The organism is Burkholderia anthina (genome assembly GCF_001547525.1).
GTDB lineage: Bacteria > Pseudomonadota > Gammaproteobacteria > Burkholderiales > Burkholderiaceae > Burkholderia > Burkholderia semiarida.
In genome coordinates this window covers 1,593,721-1,613,576 of the sequence record NZ_LNJP01000003.1, presented here as the reverse complement: position 1 = coordinate 1,613,576, position 19,856 = coordinate 1,593,721, and the positions used below count along the sequence as shown (strand labels likewise).

The 19,856-nt window shown below is 62.8% G+C and carries 16 protein-coding genes and 2 pseudogenes; 5 read left to right on the top strand and 13 right to left on the bottom strand.

Annotation, left to right across the window (positions count from 1 at the left end):
* Positions 1 to 11: 11 nt before the first annotated feature.
* The 6 genes and pseudogenes from WS64_RS27275 to WS64_RS27255 form a co-directional block, all read right to left on the bottom strand.
* Positions 12 to 1,082 (bottom strand): PDDEXK nuclease domain-containing protein, encoded by a 1,071-nt coding sequence (locus WS64_RS27275; protein ID WP_060968284.1) that lies wholly within the window; start codon positions 1,080 to 1,082, stop codon positions 12 to 14.
* A gap of 271 nt (positions 1,083 to 1,353) precedes the next feature.
* Positions 1,354 to 2,468: pseudogene (locus tag WS64_RS27270) on the bottom strand (succinylglutamate desuccinylase/aspartoacylase family protein).
* 151 nt (positions 2,469 to 2,619) lie between these two features.
* Positions 2,620 to 3,951 (bottom strand): MFS transporter, encoded by a 1,332-nt coding sequence (locus tag WS64_RS27265; RefSeq protein ID WP_060968283.1) that lies wholly within the window; start codon positions 3,949 to 3,951, stop codon positions 2,620 to 2,622.
* A gap of 56 nt (positions 3,952 to 4,007) precedes the next feature.
* Positions 4,008 to 5,198 carry a M20 aminoacylase family protein gene (locus tag WS64_RS27260; protein ID WP_060968282.1) on the bottom strand — a complete coding sequence of 397 codons (1,191 nt, stop codon included), beginning with the start codon at positions 5,196 to 5,198 and terminating at the stop codon, positions 4,008 to 4,010.
* Positions 5,199 to 5,475: 277 nt separating this feature from the next.
* Positions 5,476 to 5,904 (bottom strand): DUF3331 domain-containing protein, encoded by a 429-nt coding sequence (locus WS64_RS33740; protein ID WP_081103939.1) that lies wholly within the window; start codon positions 5,902 to 5,904, stop codon positions 5,476 to 5,478.
* A gap of 438 nt (positions 5,905 to 6,342) precedes the next feature.
* Positions 6,343 to 7,251 (bottom strand): LysR family transcriptional regulator, encoded by a 909-nt coding sequence (locus WS64_RS27255; RefSeq protein WP_060968609.1) that lies wholly within the window; start codon positions 7,249 to 7,251, stop codon positions 6,343 to 6,345.
* A 121-nt stretch (positions 7,252 to 7,372) separates the two neighbouring features.
* Here WS64_RS27255 and WS64_RS27250 point away from each other — a divergent pair, with 121 nt between their 5' ends.
* From WS64_RS27250 to WS64_RS27240, 3 genes are read left to right on the top strand one after another with little or no spacing between them, the layout of a single operon-like run.
* The gene (locus tag WS64_RS27250; RefSeq protein ID WP_060968281.1) at positions 7,373 to 8,086 is read left to right on the top strand and encodes a type 1 glutamine amidotransferase domain-containing protein; all 714 of its coding nucleotides are present in this window, start codon (positions 7,373 to 7,375) and stop codon (positions 8,084 to 8,086) included.
* 21 nt (positions 8,087 to 8,107) lie between these two features.
* Positions 8,108 to 8,950 (top strand): type 1 glutamine amidotransferase domain-containing protein, encoded by an 843-nt coding sequence (locus WS64_RS27245; protein ID WP_060968608.1) that lies wholly within the window; start codon positions 8,108 to 8,110, stop codon positions 8,948 to 8,950.
* A gap of 59 nt (positions 8,951 to 9,009) precedes the next feature.
* Positions 9,010 to 9,804 carry an SDR family NAD(P)-dependent oxidoreductase gene (locus WS64_RS27240; protein ID WP_059581995.1) on the top strand — a complete coding sequence of 265 codons (795 nt, stop codon included), beginning with the start codon at positions 9,010 to 9,012 and terminating at the stop codon, positions 9,802 to 9,804.
* Between the two features lie 277 nt (positions 9,805 to 10,081).
* On the opposite strand, the pseudogene WS64_RS33735 reads toward WS64_RS27240, so the two are convergent.
* The 3 genes and pseudogenes from WS64_RS33735 to WS64_RS27230 form a co-directional block, all read right to left on the bottom strand.
* Positions 10,082 to 10,259 (bottom strand): annotated as a pseudogene (locus tag WS64_RS33735) (amidohydrolase family protein); the annotation flags it as partial.
* Between the two features lie 24 nt (positions 10,260 to 10,283).
* Entirely contained in the window at positions 10,284 to 11,159 is an 876-nt protein-coding gene (locus WS64_RS27235) for an SDR family NAD(P)-dependent oxidoreductase (RefSeq protein ID WP_060968280.1), read from the bottom strand.
* 152 nt (positions 11,160 to 11,311) lie between these two features.
* Entirely contained in the window at positions 11,312 to 11,890 is a 579-nt protein-coding gene (locus tag WS64_RS27230; RefSeq protein WP_060968279.1) for a TetR/AcrR family transcriptional regulator, read from the bottom strand.
* A 200-nt stretch (positions 11,891 to 12,090) separates the two neighbouring features.
* On the opposite strand from WS64_RS27230, the gene zwf reads away from it, so the two are divergent.
* A complete protein-coding gene (zwf, locus tag WS64_RS27225) occupies positions 12,091 to 13,566 on the top strand; it encodes a glucose-6-phosphate dehydrogenase (protein WP_059581987.1) in 1,476 nt (491 codons plus the stop codon).
* Between the two features lie 158 nt (positions 13,567 to 13,724).
* On the opposite strand, the gene WS64_RS34625 is transcribed toward zwf, so the two are convergent.
* The 4 genes from WS64_RS34625 to WS64_RS27215 form a co-directional block, all read right to left on the bottom strand.
* Positions 13,725 to 14,234, bottom strand: a complete 510-nt coding sequence (locus tag WS64_RS34625; RefSeq protein WP_155720485.1) for a hypothetical protein — start codon at positions 14,232 to 14,234, stop codon at positions 13,725 to 13,727.
* Between the two features lie 31 nt (positions 14,235 to 14,265).
* Positions 14,266 to 14,568 carry a hypothetical protein gene (locus tag WS64_RS35405; RefSeq protein ID WP_244166660.1) on the bottom strand — a complete coding sequence of 101 codons (303 nt, stop codon included), beginning with the start codon at positions 14,566 to 14,568 and terminating at the stop codon, positions 14,266 to 14,268.
* Complete coding sequence (locus tag WS64_RS27220; protein WP_244166659.1) at positions 14,565 to 16,883, bottom strand: glycoside hydrolase family 19 protein; 2,319 nt, start codon at positions 16,881 to 16,883, stop codon at positions 14,565 to 14,567. Before WS64_RS27220 ends, WS64_RS35405 begins: the two co-directional genes overlap by 4 nt.
* Positions 16,884 to 17,586: 703 nt before the next feature.
* Positions 17,587 to 18,528 (bottom strand): LysR family transcriptional regulator, encoded by a 942-nt coding sequence (locus WS64_RS27215; RefSeq protein ID WP_060968278.1) that lies wholly within the window; start codon positions 18,526 to 18,528, stop codon positions 17,587 to 17,589.
* Positions 18,529 to 18,629: 101 nt separating this feature from the next.
* Here WS64_RS27215 and WS64_RS27210 point away from each other — a divergent pair, with 101 nt between their 5' ends.
* Complete coding sequence (locus WS64_RS27210) at positions 18,630 to 19,832, top strand: MFS transporter (protein WP_060968277.1); 1,203 nt, start codon at positions 18,630 to 18,632, stop codon at positions 19,830 to 19,832.
* Positions 19,833 to 19,856 lie beyond the last annotated feature (24 nt).

Sequence of the window (19,856 nt, the reverse complement as noted above, 5' to 3'; positions counted from 1 at the left end):
CGCGGAACACATCAGTCCGTATTCCGCGCTGCGCTGCGGGGCCTGATTTGCAACCGTGCCCGTTGCATCGCTTGCTGCAGCCGTTCGGTCAGCACCGCACGCGGCGGCAAAGCCGTCAGATACTCCGCCACGTGGATGCCGGACTTATCCAGTTCCAGCAGCTCGATCTGCTCTGATTTTTTTCCGGTGCAGAGAATGATTCCAAGGGGTGGCGCTTCATCAGCCTCCCGCTCGTGTCTGTCGAGCCAGCGCAGATACAGCTCCATCTGCCCCTTGTACGCGGCCTTGAACTCACCGACCTTCAACTCTACAGCGACCAGCCGCCGCAGCTTCCGGTTGTAGAACAGCAAGTCGAGATGGAAATCCTCGTCGTCGATCTGGATGCGCTTTTGCCTCGCGACGAACGTGAAGCCGGCACCCAGCTCCAGCAGAAAGGCTTCCATTTCGCGAATGATCGCGGTCTCCAGGTCGCCTTCCTGCCAGGTGTCGCGCAAACCCAGGAAATCGAGAATATATGGATCGCGCATGATGAGGCTGGGTGACATGCGTTGTGCATCCCGCATCGTTGCCAGCTCCGCGGCGATCAGCGCATCCGGCTTCCGTGAAAGCGCGGTGCGCTCGTACAACATCGAGTCGATACGCTCGCGCAGCGTCCTGACGCTCCAGCGTTCCACATTGGCCATCTGCGCATAGTAGTCACGTTGACGCGGGTCTTTCAGCGGAATCAACGCAATGAAATGTGTCCAGCTCAATTGTCGTATCAGCGATACGACAATCCGCTCGTCCGGAAAGGTCACGGCAAACTGCACCATGCGGCGAAGATTCTTCACGGCGAAGCCGCCGCCGTAATCTTTCGTCAACTGCGCCGCAAGCGTGGGAAGCACTTCCTCACCATAGTCGGCCCGTTTGCCCGCAAGGACTTCGACATGAACGAGCCGGCCAATGCGCCAATAAAGCATCGTCAGCTCGCTATTCACCGCGGATGCGGCGCGCTGCCGCGCCGCTTCGATCAAGGCGCGGATGTTCCCCAGCAGGGTTCGTGTCGCGACGGGCGATGCGACGACAACCTTACGTCGGATCATGTTGTTGCCTCCTATGCGCCGCGGCCGCAATCGTCCGGTATCCGCTCGCGTGCTCCTCGAGGGCGCCGACATCGGCCCGCTGCCGAACCGTCGTCGCAGTGAAATAAAAAAACGGGCGACACAGGCCGCCCGCGAAAACTCCAATCGCTCTGCAACATCCTTCTTGCAAAACACGGAGCGAACTCCGCGTCGCTCAATTTACGGGCGCGCGCACGTCCGATCAATTTGACGGGAACGAAATTGCGCTCCGAATCCGTCGGACACGGCGTCGTCACGCCCCCAGCAGCATCCCCTTTCGCACCGGCACCGTGCCCGTCACGCGCCCGAGCGGCGCGCCGGCCGTCACGAAGCGGATCGCCGCCGCATGTAGAACACGCCGTCGGTCGCGCTCGAGATCGTCGTGACCGCATCCGTCAGCGGATCGACGATGTCGAACAGCGGATCGCCGGCGCGGATCATCGCGCCGATCGGCGCACGGTGCACGAGAATCCCGCTCACCGGCGCGTAAAACTGCTCGCTGCCCGCGAGCGGCGTGGCCGGCGCGGCCAGCGGCGGCAGCGGCGCGCGTTCGCCGCGCATCGCGCCGCACCAGACGAGATAGTCGACGAGCGCGCCGGCGTCGCGTCGCGCGTAGTCGTACGTCACGTCGCGCTGGCCGCGACACTCGACCGTCACGGCCACGGTACCCGCCGCCATCGGCGTGCCGGACGGCAAATGCGCGCGCAACCGTGACCACAACAAATGATGCGCGTCGTCGAACGCATTCCCGCCCGAATCCTCCGCGAGCAGCGACACCTCCGCGCCGAGATAACGCGCGAGCGGCTCGACGTCCGGCCACGCGGTGTCGCTCGTGTACACGTGCATCACCGCTTCGAGCGAGCAATGCAGGTCGATCACGACGTCGGCGTCGTGCGACAGCGTCAGCAGCGCAAGCTGCAGCGCATCGAATTCGGTGCGCGGCGCGATTTCATCGAGCGCCGCGCGGACGCATTCGCGCACGATCGCGCGATTGCGCACGCCGTCGTCACCCAGCCGGTCGCGCGCACGTGCGGCGATCTCCGCGAGCGGCAGGAAGCCGCGATTGAAGTTGCGGCCGCTCGCGAGATCGAACCGGCCGATGAACTGCCCGAGCAGATGATGATTGAGGCCGACCGGGTTCGCCACCGGCACGAGCACGATTTCGGCCGCGAGCCGGCCTTCGGCGTCGAGTTGCGCGAGGCGCCGCTTGAGCATGACCGCGGCAAGCATCGCGGGCGTCTCGTCCGCGTGCAGCGCGGCCTGCAGATAGATCTTGCGGCCGCAGTCGGCCGGCCCGAAATGAAAGCTCGTCAGCGTGCGCTGCGTGCCGATCGACGGCGACAGGAGCGGCGTGGTGCGAATCTGCATCGATGGTCCTGAACCGATGAAAAGGGGAATCGGGAGAACGAGCCAGCGCGACGCTCGGTCGCCGTACGGGTTGAAATCGAAATACTGCTCCGCGATCCAGCGGTGCGCGGGCGGTAGGCGCGCATGGCCGCGCCGCCACCCGCATCGCGCGTCAGTCCAGCGATTCGCGCGCCGTCTCGCGCAGCATCGCGACCGCGATCAGCGACAGCACCACGCATGCGGCCACGTAGCCGGCCGGCGCGAGCTTGCTGCCGGTCGTCTTCACGAGCCACGTCGCGATCAGTTGCGCGGTGCCGCCGAAGATCGTCACCGCGAGCGCATACGCGATCGAGATGCCCGTCGCGCGCACGTGGCGCGGCAGCGACTCGCACATCAGCGCCATTTCCGACGCCGAGCCGAGCGAATAGAACAACAGCATCAGCGCGGTCAGCGGCAGGATCACCGACAGCGTCGGATGGTGGTTCATCAGCCAGAACGCCGGAAACAGCAGCGCGACCAGCACGCCGCGGCCGACGAAGATCGGCAGGCGCCGGCTGCCGAGCTTGTCCGACAGCCAGCCGAACAGCGGGCACGTGACCAGCATCACGCAGCCCGACGCGACGCCGACGAACATCGACAGCTTCATCGGCAGGCCGAGCGTATGAATCGCGTAGGTCGGCATGTAGAAGGTCAGGATGTAGGTCGACACCGTGCCGCCCATTACCGTGAGCATCAGCAGCACCACCGTGCGCGTGTGCTTCGAGAACAGCTCGTGCAGCACGCCGCGCTCGATGCCGTGATGACGGTCGCCGGGCGCGTCGTCCGCGAGCCGGCGACGCAAGAACATCCCGACCGGCGCGATCAGCACGCCGACGAGGAACGGCAGCCGCCAGCCCCAGCTTTCCAGCGCGTCCTTCGTCATCGTGTTCGACAGCAGCGCCGCGAACCCGGAGCCCATCAGCGCGGCGCCGCCCTGCGTCGCGAGCTGCCAGCTCGCGCGGAACCCGCGGCGCGTCGTGCCACCCTGTTCGAGCAGCGTCGACGTCGCCGCGCCGAATTCGCCGCCCTGCGAGAAGCCCTGCAGCAGCCGCGCGAACACGACGAGCAGCGGTGCGGCCACGCCCACTTGCGCATGAGTCGGCGCGATCGCGATCAGGCCGGTGCCGAGCGCCATCAGCATGATCGTCAGGTTCAGCGCGGCCTTGCGTCCCTTGCGGTCCGCGTAGACGCCGAGTACGACGCTGCCGAGCGGCCGCGTGAAGAAGCCGGCGGCGAAGGTCGCGACCGACAGCAGCAGCGACGTGGTCGGGTCGCTCGACGGGAAGAACAGCTTGCCGATCAGCACCGCGAAGAAGCCGTACACGGTGAAGTCGAAGAATTCCAGCCAGTTGCCGATCACGGCCGCGGCGATCGCGCCGCGTCGCGTGACGGCAGGCGCGCCGCGCGCATCGCCTTCGACGGCGCCCGTCGACGCGGGGTGCAGCGCGAGATGGTCTTTCTGCATCGCTATCCTCTCCTGTCAAAGCAGCCGGAAGCGCCGGCCGCACGCCGCCGCCGCGATCACTGCCCGAGGTAACGCTCGACGAGGCGCGTCCAGAACGCCGCGCCGATCGGCAGGTTGCGATCGTTGAAGTCGTATTTCGGGTTGTGCACCATGCAGCCGTCCTCGCCTTCGCCGTTGCCGAGCCGCACGAACGAGCCCGGCCGCTGCTGCAGCATGAACGCGAAATCCTCGCTGCCCATCAGCAGGTCGGTCTGCTCGACCACGTGCGCATCGCCGACGAGTTCGCGTGCGACCTGAGCCGCGAAGTCGGTTTCGGCATCCGAATTAACGACGACCGGATAGCCTTCGATGTATTCGACGTTCGCGGTCGCGCCGTAACTCGCGGCCTGCGTTTCGGCCAGCTCGGTGATGCGGCGCTTGAGCAGCGCGCGCACTTCCGGGCTGAACGAACGCACGCTGAGTTCGAGGCGCGCGCCGTTCGGAATCACGTTGTTCGCGGTGCCCGCGTGCATCGAGCCGACCGTGACGACCGCCGGCTGCGACGGGTCGACGTTGCGCGCGACGATCGTCTGCAGCGCCATCACGATGCTCGCCGCGACGACGACCGGATCGACCGTCAGGTGCGGCCGCGCCGCATGGCCGCCGACGCCTTCGATCGTGATGATCGCCTTGTCGCCCGCCGACATGAACGGGCCGCGCCGCGTGAGAAACACGCCCGGCGCCGCGCCCGGATGGTTGTGCATGCCGAATACGGCGTCGCACGGGAAGCGCTCGAACAGGCCGTCGTCGATCATCTTCTTCGCGCCGCTGTCGACGCCGTGCTCCTCCGCCGGCTGGAAATACAGGTGTACGGTGCCGGAGAAGTTGCGCGTCTTCGCGAGATGCTGCGCGGCGCCGAGCAGCATCGTCGTATGGCCGTCGTGGCCGCATGCGTGCATCTTGCCGTGCGTGCCGCTCGCATACGGCAGGCCGGTCGCCTCGACGATCGGCAGCGCATCCATGTCCGCGCGAATGCCGATGCTGCGCGCTCCGTCGCCCACGCGCAGCGTGCCGACGACGCCCGTCTTGCCGACGCCGCGCGTCACCTGCCAGCCCCATTGCTCAAGCTTGTCCGCGACGAGCGCGGCCGTGTCGTGCTCTTCGTATGCGAGTTCCGGATGGTGATGGATGTGGTGACGGATCTCGCGCAGCCCGCCGGCGGCGGGCATCAGATCCTCGACTTCGGTGAATCGGGTATCGGTGGTCATCAAGGGGCTCCTGCCGTTCGTCTGCGCACGCCGGGCGAGGCGTACGGGAAAGCGAGCCACTATATCGAGCCGATATCGGTTCAATAAGATGCGGAATTTTTCACCGTGATAACGTTTTTTAATCAGGGTTAACACGGCCTGACGGGTCACAACCGTGGTTTTCGGTCAGATACGGGTACGACTTTCGTTTAGATCCGGCTATGGCTGCCTCACGCATCGCTGAAACGCCCGTAACCGAAATCCCGTCGGGACGAAGCTTGCCCAAGTCTCGTAGACATCAACGATTCTCTTCCGCTTCGTGGAGCGCCGACGCAAGGATCATCGCGTCGGCATTGAGCGGCCTTGGGCGGCCACGGGGCTGATAGACGGCGTCACCGGGCCGGACCGGCCGGCCGCTGATCGCACACACCGCGCTGGTGCGAGCGCGGGTTGCATGCCACGCCTGATCGCCATACGAACAATGCGTCGAATCGTGCCATGCAATCGTTACCGCTGTCGCGCTCACGCGGTCGACGAACCTCACCGAGACGGTCCGCCGCTCCGCGCCGGTCGTCCGCAGACGCAACCGACGTTCCGTCCGGTGTGCACACAACGACTCGCTCGAAGACGCGAACGATCGCGCATCGTCGCTTCGGCACAATTGAAGAAGCAGACCCAGCGTCTGCTTCCATGGATCCACCGCCATCACGTCGGTCGCGGAATTCATCGTTATCTTCGTTGCGTCGGTACGTTGACTTGTTTTTCTCCCGGCGCGCGCCGCACAAGGCGCGCGATTCGAGCAGCAGCAGCCGTGCACGCACGATGCGCCTACGCATCAGATATTCGTGAGGCCGCAAGCCGTAGAACAAAAACGAAAGTGTCACCGTTCGCGAGGTAAAGATGTCGCCTCGACGCTCGGCGCCGACGGTAAGCAGCCATCTTTGTAGCTCGCTAATGCGTCACCTCGCAACGCTCGTCTTCGTTCAGCACGAGTTCCGCCTTCGGTCGTCCCGTCGCCATGTTGACGTCCCACGTTCCGTTGACGTCAACATACTGCGTCAACACGGACCAGTTAACAACGGAACGGGACGCTGGCATTTGACGACCGTGGCGCCGGCCCTTCCACCGCGTGCCACTGCGCAGAACGTATCGCAATGCAATCGCTTCAAGCCTCGCCCGTCGACGCGACCAACATGTCGATCAAGGTGCGGGACGCGGCCGACAGGCGGCGATGCGGTGCGTAGACGACCGAAAACGGCCGTGTGCGCCCGCGCAGATGGGGCAATACCTCGACGAGATTTCCGGCCCGGATCCGATCCTGAACGATGAAGTCATAGGTCTGGCAGATACCGGCGCCACTCTGCGCCATCGACACGACACCGAGCACGTCATCGGAGACCGCGACGTGCGAAGCCGGCAGCCAATCGATGTCGCGATCGCCGTCACGGAATACCCAGGGCGCGATACGGCCGCTGCTGGGCAGCATGAACGGCAAACAAAGATGGTGCTCCAGGTCGGCCACGTTTCCGGGCGTGCCGGCGTGGGCGACGTACTCGGGCGACGCGACAAGGCACAGCGCCGCATCCTCGAGCTTGCGCGCGACCAGACCGCTGTCCGGCAATTCGCCCAGACGGATCGCCAGGTCGAAACCTTCGGCCACGAGATCCACGTTCCGGTTCGCGATGTTCAACTCCACGCGAACGTGCGGGTGTTCCCGCGTGAAGCGTCGAAGCAGCGGCGGCAGACGATAGTGCCCGTACGTCGTCGGTACGCTCAGCCGGACATGGCCGGTCAACGTACCGCCGTGCCCCTGAATGGCCCGCTCGGCGTCATCGATCAGCAAAAACGCCGCACGCGATTGCTCCAGATAGAGCCTGCCGTGCTCCGTCAGGCTCAACCGCCGCGTGGAACGACGCAGCAACTGCGTGCCCAGCCGGGCCTCCAGGCGTGTGATGGCCCGGCTCAACACGGAAGGCGTGCTCCCCAATGCGACCGCACCGGCAGTCATCGAGCCTTTTTCGACCACCGTCACGAACGCTTCCACGTCACCGAGATGGTCGAATTTACGCGCCATCTTGTCCTCCAAAGAACAAAAGCTTTACTTTCACGCCAGTTTATCTTCATCGATGAGCCAAATAAAGTGCGTGCGTCGTGACTGCATCGTCGAGTCACCCGTTGAAATCCAGGAGCACAGCATGAATGGCGAACATCGCGAGCGGCAGCATCTGCAGGTTCTCTTCGTACTCACGAGCCACGCGAAGAAAGGCTCAACCGGCGAGCCGACCGGTTTCTATCTCGGCGAAGTGACGCATCCGCTGGCGGAACTGGACGCGGCCGGCATTCCCGTCGAATTCGCATCGATTCAGGGCGGCGAACCGCCGGTCGACGGGCTCGACCTGACCGATGAAATCAATGCGCGCTATTGGAACGACCGCGATTTCCGCGACGCGCTCCGCCACACGCAGCGGCTGGGCGACGTCGATGCGTCGAAGTATGCCGCTGTCTTCTTTGCCGGCGGCCACGGCGCGATGTGGGACTTTCCGGGCAATCCCGACGTGCAGAAAGTGACCCGCGACATCCATGACGCGGGCGGCGTGGTCGGCGCGGTGTGTCATGGGCCGGCCGCACTGGTCGACGTGAAGCTCGGCGACGGTACATATCTCGTCGCCGGCAAGAATCTGAGCGCCTTCACGGACGAGGAAGAACGGGCCGTCCAGCTCGATCGCGTCGTGCCGTTCCTGCTCGCGAGCACCTTGAAGCAGCGCGGCGCACTTCACCATCCCGTGCCGAACTGGACCGCCAAGGTCGTCGTCGACGGACAGCTGGTGACGGGCCAGAACCCGCAGTCGGCAGCCGGCGTGGGCGCCGCAATGCGTCATCTGTTGCTCGCCCGTTCACGACAAGCTTGAACCTTCCCGATGGAGAAAACGATGTATTCGATGCGCAAGCTCGCCGTTGCGGCAATGCTCGGCATTGCCGCGTACGGCGCTCATGCGGCCAACGTGCTCGTGGTGTTGTCGGATTCCGATCACCTCGACCTGAAGGATGACAAGGTCTTCGCGACGGGCTTCTACCTGAACGAGCTGATGCAGCCCGTGAAGGCGCTGCTCGATGCCGGCCATCAGGTGACCTTCGCCACGCCGGAGGGCAAGGCGCCGACGCTGGACGTCACGTCGGCCGACAAGATGTACTTCAACGGCGACGAGAACGCGATGCGCGACTATCGGGCCTTGCTGGACCGGCTACAAATCACGTCGCGCACGCATTCCCCGGTGATCAGCCTGTCGCGGGTGGAGCAGATCGGCTACGCGCACTTCGATGCCGTCTATGTTCCCGGCGGCCATGCTCCGATGCAGGACCTGTCGACCAGTGCCGCCGTGGGCAGATTGCTGGCCGATTTTCACGCGCGCGGCAAGACCACGGCGCTCGTTTGCCACGGCCCGATTGCGCTGCTGTCGACGCTGCCCGATGCGCCGGGCTTTGCACGAAAGCTCGCAGCGGGAAACGCAGGCGACGGCGACACGAAATGGATCTACGCCGGCTACCGGATGACGGTGATCAGCAACGCGGAAGAAGAGCAAGCCAAAGGGTTGCTCGGCGGCGGCGCGATGAAGTTCTATCCGCAGACTGCATTGCAGCGCGCGGGTGGAATCTACAGCAGCAACGCGGTGCCGTTTACCGCGCACATGGTCACCGACCGTGAATTGATCACCGGACAGAATCCGGCGTCGGCGCTGGACGTCGCCGGCGAAATGCTGAAGCGGCTCAAGTAGTCATGCCGTGCAATCGACCGGCAATGCCGGTTACTCGATGAGTAAAGGAGAAGCAAACCGTGGATCTGCAACTTGAAGGAAAAACTGCGATCGTCACCGGCGCCACTGCCGGCATCGGCATGGCGATCGCGCGAACGTTGGCCGCGGAAGGCGTCGCGGTCACGATCACGGGGCGGCAACGAGACAAGCTCGATGCAGCCGTCGCGGAGCTCTGCGCTGCCGCGCCGCGCGGCAGCGTACGCGGCGTCGTCGCCGACGTGAGCGGCGACCGAGGCGTCGCGGAACTGATCGATGCACAACCGGACACGGACATTCTCGTGAACAATCTCGGCTACTACGAAGCCAAGCCGTTCGCGGAGATCACCGATGACGACTGGCTGCGAATGATCGACGTCAACGTGATGTCGGGTGTCCGGCTGTCGCGTCATTACTTTCCTCGCATGCTCGCGAAGAACTGGGGGCGAGTGATTTTCATGTCCAGCGAAGTCGGCGCCTTCACGCCGCCCGACATGGTGCACTACGGTGTCAGCAAATCGGCTCAACTCGCGGTTTCGCGCGGAATGGCCGAACTGACGAAGGGAACCGGCGTGACCGTCAACAGCGTACTGCCATCCGCCACGCGATCCGAAGGCATCGTCGCATATCTTCGGCAAACCGCACCACGGCCCGATATGACCGATGCGGAAATCGAATCGCATTTCTTCGACACGTATCGTCCGAGCTCGCTGATTGCCCGCATGATCGAGGCCGACGAGATTGCCGCGATGGTGGCGTTGCTCGCCAGTCCTCTGGGTGCGGCATCCAATGGCGCCGCGGTGCGCGTCGAGGGCGGCACCTACCGGTCGATTCTCTGAGATGGCACGCGAAGTGCATCGACGCCAGGCGATACCATCGAAGTACAGGCCGATCGGATAAGCGATACGCGGTTTCGGGTTGCCGTCTTTTTCGATGGCGAGCGAAGTCGCCGTCGCAACCCACACCAGATCGTCGAAGCGGGTATCAGGTCGAATGAGCCTTGCGTTATGAGCACGACCGCGCGGGCGCTTGCGCCATCCGCCTTCAAACGTATCCCCCGATTGCGGGGGACATCGTTTTGTTGGCGGCTTCAAGTTTCGCGACATCCTCCCCGCGCTATGCAAATCCGTACAACTTCGCGGGATTGGTGACGAATATCCGTTGCTGCCAGTCCGCACGCCCGATCCAGCCCGCGATCACGTCCAGCATGCTTGCATCGTCCGGCTTGTCCGTCTTCTGCGTGGGGTGCCGGCCAATCGGTGCCCCAGAGCATGCGCTCCGGCGCCATGTCGATGCCGCCGGCAACGAACCGCCCGGCTCAGCCAATTTCCTTCAACGCCCGCAGCCCGTCCGGCAGCACCGCATCCGGAAACTGCGTCGACAGCGTCGCATCCCGCCACCGCGCGGCCTCTTCCGCGCGCTGCCGCTCCGCCTGCTCGCAGACGAACAGCGCATCGCCGCCGAGCAGCAAGCGCAGCGGCACGTCGTCGCGGCGCGACAGGTCGACGATCAGCGCCGCGATCCGGGCGGGATCGCCGATCTCGTGGCCGCCATACGCGCCGAGCAATTCGAGGATCTTGCCGACCGACGGCTGATAGTCGGGCAGCAGATCGTCGATGTCGCGCTTCGCCTGTGCGGCCCAGTCGGTGCGCATGCCACCCGGTTCCAGCGTGCACACGCGCACGCCGAATGGCGCGACTTCCTTCGCGAGCACGTCGCTGAATCCGCCGACCGCCCACTTCGCGGCCTGATATGCGGACAGTCCGGGCGTCGCCGTGCGACCGCCGACCGACGACACCTGGAAGATGTGCCCCGCGCGCTGCGCGCGCATCGTCGGCAGCACCGCGCGCGTGAGGTTGATCACGCCGAACAGGTTCGTTTCGATCTGGTCGCGGAAGGCTTCGGCGCTCATCTGCTCGAACGGCGCCGTGTGGCCGTAGCCCGCGTTGTTCACCAGCACGTCGATACGGCCGAACGCCGCGCGCGCGGCCGCGACGGCTTGCGCGGCCGCCGCTTCGTCCGTGACGTCGAGTTCGACCGGCAGCAGCCGCTCGCCATACCGTTCGGCCAGATCGGCCAGTCGCGCGGGATCGCGCGCGCCGGCCACCAGCCGGTCGCCCGCTGCCAGCACCGCTTCCGAAATCGCGCGACCGAGGCCGCGCGCGGCTCCCGTTACCAACCAGACTTTCGACATTTTCCACTCCTTGATCGTGATGAAACCACCAAAATGAATGATTACTCACTCATTAATATGGGCGACGCATCGATCGTTCGTGACCTGCGTCGTCCTGCCTGAAACGCGCCGCCGTCGCCGCGGCACATGCCGCCACGACGCGAATACTAGACTCACACCGCGTGCAACACGGCCCACATCGCGCGAAACCCCGCTTCCCGGTAGGCATCGGCCCGCGCCGGATCGCGTGCGATCGACTCCATCGCGGTTTCCGCGATCGACGTAAACAACGCCGAGCAGAACGCATGCGCTTCGTCGCGGCTCAACGCGCCCGACGCGGCGACCTGTTCGCGCAGCAGCGCGCCGATCCCGCCGAAGCCTTCCGAACCGGCCTCACGATGCGCATCGTCGATGCGCCCGCTCACGCCCAACTGCCGCAGCGCGCGCCGGCCGTCCGGATTCGCGACGCCCCACGACACATAGCCGTTCCACGCATGCCGCACCGCCTGCTCGGCCGGCGCATGTTCCGGAAACCCGGTCATCATCGCTTCGCGCATGTCGGCCTTCAGGCTCACGTACAGCGCGTTCAACAACGCGTCCTTGGTCTCGAAGTACGTGAACACCGTGCCTTCCGCCACGCCGGCAAGCCGCGCAATGCGCGCGGTGGTCGCGCTCGCGCCGTCCTCGGCGAGCGCGCGCGCGGCCGCCGCGAGGATGGCTTCGTGCTTGTCGGGACTGCGCGGTCGGGCCACGGTCGATTCCTTTAATGAGTGAGTGCTCAATCATAATCGACCCATCATCGGAAATGCAAGCCCCGTTACATCGCGCGAACACAGACGCAAACCATCAAAACGGTGCACTATTAGCGTTTTGCCGTACCGGCACCGGCCAACCGGCGCCCGATGCCCTCGACGTTCGTTTCACGTTCACCGTTTCAAACCGCGAACCTCCCATGACGAATCAGCCTTCCCAGACCGCGGCCGACCGGCCCGTCGACATGATCATTTTCGGCGGCGGCGGCGACCTGGCCGCCCGCAAGCTGTTGCCCGCGCTGTACATGGCGCACCTGCACTGCAATCTTCCGCCCGAGACGCGCATCATCGCCGTCGGCCGCCGCGACTGGGGCATCGACGGCTATCGCAAGTTCATGGACGAGCAGTCGCGCCCGTTCATCGACGCGAAGGCGTTCGACGCCGACGCGTGGGCCCGCTTCCTCGACCTGTTCAAGTACGTGCTGATCGACGTGAACGCGCCGGACGACTACCAGCGGCTCGCCGAAGCGGCGCGCGGTGAGGCGGTGCGCGTGTTCTACCTGTCGACGTCGCCGGAACTGTTCACGACGATCTGCGACAACCTGTCGGCCGCGCACCTCGTCGACGCGCATTCGCGCGTCGTCCTCGAAAAGCCGCTCGGCCACGATCTCGCTTCAGCGAAGGCGATCAACGACGCGGTCGGCAAGCACTTCGAGGAATCGCAGATCTACCGGATCGACCACTATCTCGGCAAGGAAACCGTGCAGAACCTGATGGTGCTGCGCTTCGGCAACCCGATCTTCGGGCCGCTGTGGCAGGCGCCGAACATCCGCAGCGTGCAGATCACGGTCGCGGAGACGGTCGGCGTCGGCAGCCGCGCGGGCTTCTACGACCATACCGGCGCGCTGCGCGACATGGTGCAGAACCACCTGCTGCAACTGCTGTGCATCGTCGCGATGGAGCCGCCCGTGTCGCTCGACCCGGACGCGGTGCGCGACGAGAAGCTGAAGGTGCTGCGCTCGCTGCGGCCGATGTCGCTGTCGGACGTCGCGCGCGACACGGTGCGCGGCCAGTACACGGCGGGCGCCGTCGACGGCCAGCCGGTCAAGGGCTATCTCGAGGAAGACAACGTGCCGGCGGACAGCCGCGCGGAAACCTTCGTCGCGCTGCGCGCGCACATCAACAACTGGCGCTGGGCGAACGTGCCGTTCTTCCTGCGCACCGGCAAGCGGCTGCAGCGCCGCCAGTCGGAAATCGTGATCGAGTTCGCGGACATGCCGTTCTCGATCATCCCGACCGGCCCGCGCAATTACGGCAACCGCCTCGTGATCCAGCTCCAGCCGGAAGAGTCGATCCAGTTGCAGATGCTCGCGAAGGAACCGGGCAGCGGCATGAACATGGTGCCGGTGAGCCTGAATCTCGACCTGCAGCAGGCGATTCCGGAACGGCGCGCGGAAGCGTACGAACGGCTGCTGATCGACGTGATCCGCGGCCGCCTCACGCACTTCATGCGCCGCGACGAGCTCGAAGCCGCGTGGTCGTGGGTCGAGCCGATCCTCGACGGCTGGAAGCAGCTCGGCGACCGGCCGCGCCTGTACACGGCCGGCACGTTCGGGCCCGCGGCCTCGTCGGCGCTGCTCGCGCGCGACGGGATGTCGTGGGCCGAAGAGGCGTGATTTGAATGGACTGGGTGGGTACGCTGGTGGTCAGCGCACCCAGTTCAATGCAGGTCGCGGCGCGTATCTTTGTAGCGAGATTCTGCATCGCCCATCTACGTTTCACGGGGTAACCGCTCCTGGTTGCCCTCACTTTCTCGTCAATGAAACACCGATATTTATCTCTGCTTGCCAGCCCAGTATTTTTTTACCTCCGAAGCGGTTCGATATCGAAACCTAGATTCCTGACCAGCGACATAGCCTTCAATTCCGGACATTGAACTATCCTCCGCAACGCGTTTGTTCTCAACAAGCACCAAATTTTCATCAAATTTATAAGCATGAACCTGATAAAGTCGCCCATAGGCGCCATCACCACGACTATTTACTTTCCAAAAAACTATAGAAAATATATTAATATGGCCATCCAGAATCATAAAAAATATTGACCCAATTTCAGGCATCCCACCCTCAATCGAATATCTCGCAAACTCGACTCTCTCACACCCATCTTCCGTCGGCCGATAAAAGTCCAAAGCCAACGGATATTCGCCAGCACTATGTTCAATAGAAATTCTTGAATCCCTTACCAGCACGGAAGCATCGAATACATTGTTCCTTCCGTTTACCGAAGGACAGCTAGCGACTTGCTCGGCCCCGTATCCGTTGACAGCGAGAACGAGCAGCATCGCAACCACTATCAACTTTAAAATAAACATATTACGCCACCTCTTTAGGAAGCCCAAGAATAGGAGCGACACTGTTATAGGCGATCAGGCGCTCTGAATAACCGATAACACCACCATTTACCACCTTTGATACCGCACGGACGTTTCCGGAATCCGCCACTCCGTTTACATCTCTGGTGATGGCCCAATAGACAAACGCCGACTCGACCCCATACTCCAAATTACCAAGAACAAGATCGGGATCTTCTACAAAATCACGCCGGTCATCCGGAAAGCGCCGATTGTGCTCCTCCGTCAGAACTCGGTAGTTACTTTTAAAGGTCGTTTGTATCAAACCTCGACCACGGTATTTATAGCCATCCCCGGAATCCTCGTCGCCATTTTCGTACCGACCCGCATAGACATAACTAGCAAGATTTCGCGGATTGCGCTCATATTTACTTGTTTCGGTCCATAATTTTTCGCGCCTCCTTCCAAAGGAGCAAACAATATCACCTGCCACTTCGGTATACGCCTTTTTCCTCGGGGTGCAGGATTGCATCCAAAAATCTCCTTCATCCTCCTTGCCGAGTACGAAAGCCCTTCTTCGACATTTTTAAAACTGCTCTCGACAACGATCTGCGAGAGAAAATGGGCGACTCGCCTCGCAGTGTTAACTTTATAACCTATTGCGTATTTATTGAGGAATGGGAGAATCTGCCGGTGATACGAATCACTACCATCGGGGTCGACGGCCGCGAGCATTTCAAGCGTGATAATTCCAGGTTCGCGCAAAAAATTCCCGATCAAACCGATGGGATTGATATGAAAAACGTCCGGTGCAGGGAAACCAGGAATATGAGGCATCACTTCATGCCACCAAGCGAGCCTCTCGATCCGCTTCTGCTCTTCCTCGTGCTGCGACTGGGATCCCTCTCGCTTCTTCAATTCGGCGATCAACTGATTCCACTTCGACGGATTCGCCCACTCGCTCTCGTGCCGCACAATCAGCCGGGATGCCGCCTGAATTAGCCACGGATATCCGCCACGCCCAGCCCGGGACAGCATGCAGAGTTCATCAGCGGCCTGCTCGCCATCCCCCGTCTTGAACAAAATGTCATACACCTTGAGCATCAACGGGCTTAGCTTTGAACGTGACGCGCGCTCAGCAATTTCAGCGCGGCTCATATACTCAAACCACTTGGGGATCGTCGCAAAAATCGTGTGTGCGGGATCGTGGTCATCGGCCACGCACTCGAAATCGACCCACTTCTGTGCGAATTCTCGCGTTACCCGCCCACCATCGAAGTTGAAGTCGCGGACCCAGCCGTCGATCGGTTGACCGAGTGCGTTCACGCCGTCAACGTGCCACCAATATACTGGGAACCCCGGATCGGGTATCGGATTCGTCTCAGGGACGCGTCGATTCGCGTCCCGCGCCAGTTCAACGAGTGAATAGACTTGAACCGCCTCCGTCTTTCTCGACAGTGCATCAGCGCCGGGGATAAATTTATTTCCCTCTGTGCGTAGATACAGCACCGTGCCCCGCTCAATTCGCAAAATCGTCGGCTCTGACGGTAAGCCCAGCGCCGTCCAATCCCCCTTGTGCGGACTGAATTGGTTGACCCACGCACGCCCCTGCGCCAAAAACGACTGGATGCTCTCATCGCAAAACACTTCGATGTGCGCCATCCGGGTGCCTGCTGTACATTCGTTCAAGGAATCGTAGCGGCCGAGGTGACCGATCAGGTCACCAGCTTGGAGGGGGATACCCTTTCCGGTTCCTTTCCCGTTGGTCAAACCGGAACCGGCCGAGACAATCACCCGATCACACATTGAGTCCTGGATGATCTCCTCGACTACCGATCCGCCGTTTTCATGCCCGAGAAAAATCCAGCTACCGATAGCACTGGCCGGCTCGACGTAGCCGCCAGCTTCGGGCGGGTACAACGACGCCCCGTTCAGGTCCGTCACTTGCCCCCAATTCCTCTCCCGCCTGCCGATGCTGATGCTCGCTCCCTGCGGCAGGATTCCAATAATTTCGCCATGCGGGTGGCTTTTTCGGACGCGCAATCCTTGCTGCAACGGCTCGGGTATTTGTCCAATGCGGCCCCGTGACGGTCTGTCCCGTGCATGCTCCGTGATTCGCCACTGCATAGGCCAGTACGTCGGCTTGCTCCGCTTTGGGAAATTGGCGTAGTCCTCCCAAGACATCAGATGCATGTATAGGGTATAGAACGTCAGCTTCGCGCCCTGGGGAAACTCCATCGCGTGCTGCACCAACGCGAAGCCGGTGCTATATGGCGCTTGTACCGGTCGTTCGCTACCCGCTGCGGCAACGTCGCTAATCGGATATGTTCGATTGATCCGAAATGCGATCAACGTTCCGTCAGGGATGCAGCGCAGTCCCGCATCAAGATCCAGAAACTGTCCCGCACCGACATCCGTCACATGGATGCCACCGTGCCACATGCCGTTACGGCTGACGAGATACGAGCCTGCCGGCTCACATTCGCCCAGCAATCTGAAGATCTCATGCTCCTCTGTGAACTGTGCAGATGCCTCTGAGTTGCCCTTGCGGAGGAACGGAAATGCGAACGGCAACAACTTCAGCTTAACCGCGGCCGGCGCAGGCGCCTGTGGCTTTTGCGGTACGCGTCGATTCGTCATGGTTGCCCCAATTTTGAAAATCCCAAGTTCGTCGGCACCGAGATCGTGTCACGTCTGAAGTACCGCCTGCCGTGTCCTGCATCGCCGACCATATTCGCAATCCTAAATTAACCAACGCCAAGCTTTGCCAAGAACACACCATGTGTTCGGCATGGCATTAAATCACTTCGGTACGACACGCATGTAGCATGGACATCAACGTACTTCATGCGAAGCATGCCACGATTGATTCTTCATCATGTGGCCACTGCTTGCATGGAGAAGACCGAACCTCACTTATACACGGGAAATACAATGATCGTCAAAAGTATGGCATATGCCAATTTCTTCAAAAATGCAAAAAACTGTCACATCTCAAAAAGCGCCGCTTCACAGAGATTTTTTGAGATAGCTCGGAACCTTATTAAATAATATTGCCCGACCGCAAACTTTCACCGATCCATTTTTACGCAAATCTTTCCTAGATTGAAATACGCTCTGCGCATCATTCCGCAAGCGATACTTGCGAGATCTATCTAAAAGAACATCAGATCTCATCGCTTTCAACTCTATTCCCTTTGACACCTTCATCGACGAGAAAAATCATTAGGATTTGACTCATTATGATCCTGTTTAATTTTTCAAATCTTATAGAGAACTGCAGCGACCAAAGGAAATAAACGCGAAAAACACCAAACTGACGTAGCGTGATGCGCTTTGACCGCTACTGCGGCTCCATCCACGCAGCCTTGCGCCGCGCCCGCCCGTCACCGCCGCTGCCGCCGCCCAGCACCTCGATCAGGTAGTCGACGAACGACGCGATCCGCGACGAGATCGCGGTATTGCGGTAGTACACCGCGTGAATCGGCTGCTGGACGTCGAGCGTCTGGCGCGCGAGCACCTGCACCAGCCGCCCCGCATCGCGATCCTGCGCGGTCACGAAATCGGACAGGCAGACGACACCCGTGCCCTCCAGCGCAAGCTGCCGCAGCGTTTCGCCGCTCGACGAATACACGTCCGGCTCGATGCGGTACGCCTCGCCGTCCGCGCCGAGGATCGGCCATACGTTCAGCGATTCGGGCTGCGTGAAGCCGAGCAGCGTGTGCTTGTCGAGATCCTCGACCTTGCGCGGCTGGCCATGCGCTTCGATATACGCGGGGCTCGCGAGGATGCGCAGCCGGCTGTTGCCGATGCGCCGGCTGTGCAGCGTCGAATCCTTCAGCCGGCCGATCCGGACCGCGACGTCGGTGCGCCGTTCCAGCAGATCGGTGATGCCCTCGTTGCTGTTCAGTTCCAGCTCGACCTTCGGGAAGCGCTCGCGGTAGCCGCGCACGAGCGGCACGATCACGTGCAGCATGAACGGCGTCGCGGCGTCGACGCGCAGGCGCCCGGACGGCATCTCGCGCCGCGCGAGCATCTGCTCCTCCGCGTTCTCGACCGATTCGATGATCGCGCGCGCGTCCTGCAGGAACGCGCGCCCTTCCTCGGTCAGTTCGAGCCGGCGCGTGGTCCGGCGCAGCAGCGTGGTCTTGAGCTTTTCCTCGAGCCGCGCGAGCGTGCGGCTCGTCGCCGACACAGTGAGATCGAGCTGCTGGGCGGCCGCCGTGATCGAACCGGTATCGACCACGGCGGTAAAGGCCTGGAGTTCGTCGAGGGTGGTCTTCATTGTTGAGTTGAAATCAAAACAATTTGGTTTATAGACGAGTTTTTCAGCAAAAGTAAAGCCGGCACACTGCGATCCATTCCTACTGAAACCCGGATCCCGTCATGCCACTCGCGTTGCTTGCGCTGACCATCAGCGCCTTTGCCATCGGCACCACCGAATTCGTGATCGTCGGGCTGATCCCGACGATCGGCGCCGACCTCGGCGTCAGCCTGCCGTCCGCCGGCCTGCTCGTCAGCCTGTACGCGCTGGCCGTCGCCATCGGCGCGCCGCTGCTCACCGCGCTGACCGGCCGCGTGCCGCGCAAGGCGCTGCTCGCCGGGCTGATGGCGCTCTTCACCGTCGGCAACCTCGTCGCGTGGCAGGCGCCGGGCTACGAATCGCTGATCGTCGCACGCGTGCTCACCGGCCTCGCGCACGGCGTGTTCTTCTCGGTCGGCTCCATCATCGCGACCACGCTCGTGCCGAAGGAGAAGGCCGCGAGCGCGATCGCGACGATGTTCAGCGGCATGACCGTCGCGTTCGTCGCCGGCATTCCGCTCGGCACCTTCATCGGCCAGCACTTCGGCTGGCGCGCGACGTTCCTGATCGTCGCGCTGTTCGGCCTCCTCGCATTCGTCGGCGCGGTCGCCTTCGTGCCGCGCGCGCTGCCGCAAACGCCGCCGGCGCCGCTCGCCCGCCAGTTGCGCGTGCTGGCCCAGCCGCGCCTGCTGCTCGTCTATGCGATGACGGCGGTCGGATACGGCGGCTCGCTGATCGCATTCACCTATATGGCGCCGCTGCTCGAACAGATCGCCGGCTTCACGCCGTCGCAGGTCAGCCTCGTGCTGGTCGGCTACGGCGTATCGGTCGCGGTCGGCAACGTGTGGGGCGGCAAGCTCGCGGACGCCGTCGGCCCCGTGAAGGCGCTCAAGCGGATCTTCCTGCTGCTCGCGATCGTGCTGCTCGCGCTGACCTTCACGATCCACGTGAAATGGCTCGCGGTGCTGACGATGCTCGCGTGGGGCGCCGTGGCGTTCGGCAACGTGCCGGGGCTGCAGGTGTACGTCGTCAAGCAGGCGCGCCACTTCGCGCCGGACGCCGCCGACGTCGCATCGGGCTTCAACATCGCCGCCTTCAACCTCGGCGTGGCCGGCGGCTCGTCGCTCGGCGGCCTGATCGTCGCGAACGTCGGCCTCGGCCACACGCCGTGGATCGCCGCCGTCGTCACGCTCGGCGCGTTTGCACTCACCGCGTTGAGCGGCCGTCTCGACCGCCGCCACGGGCTGCCGGAACGCACGGCCGAACCCGTCGAACTCGCGCATTGAACGTCACCTTTTCACAGGAGCCAC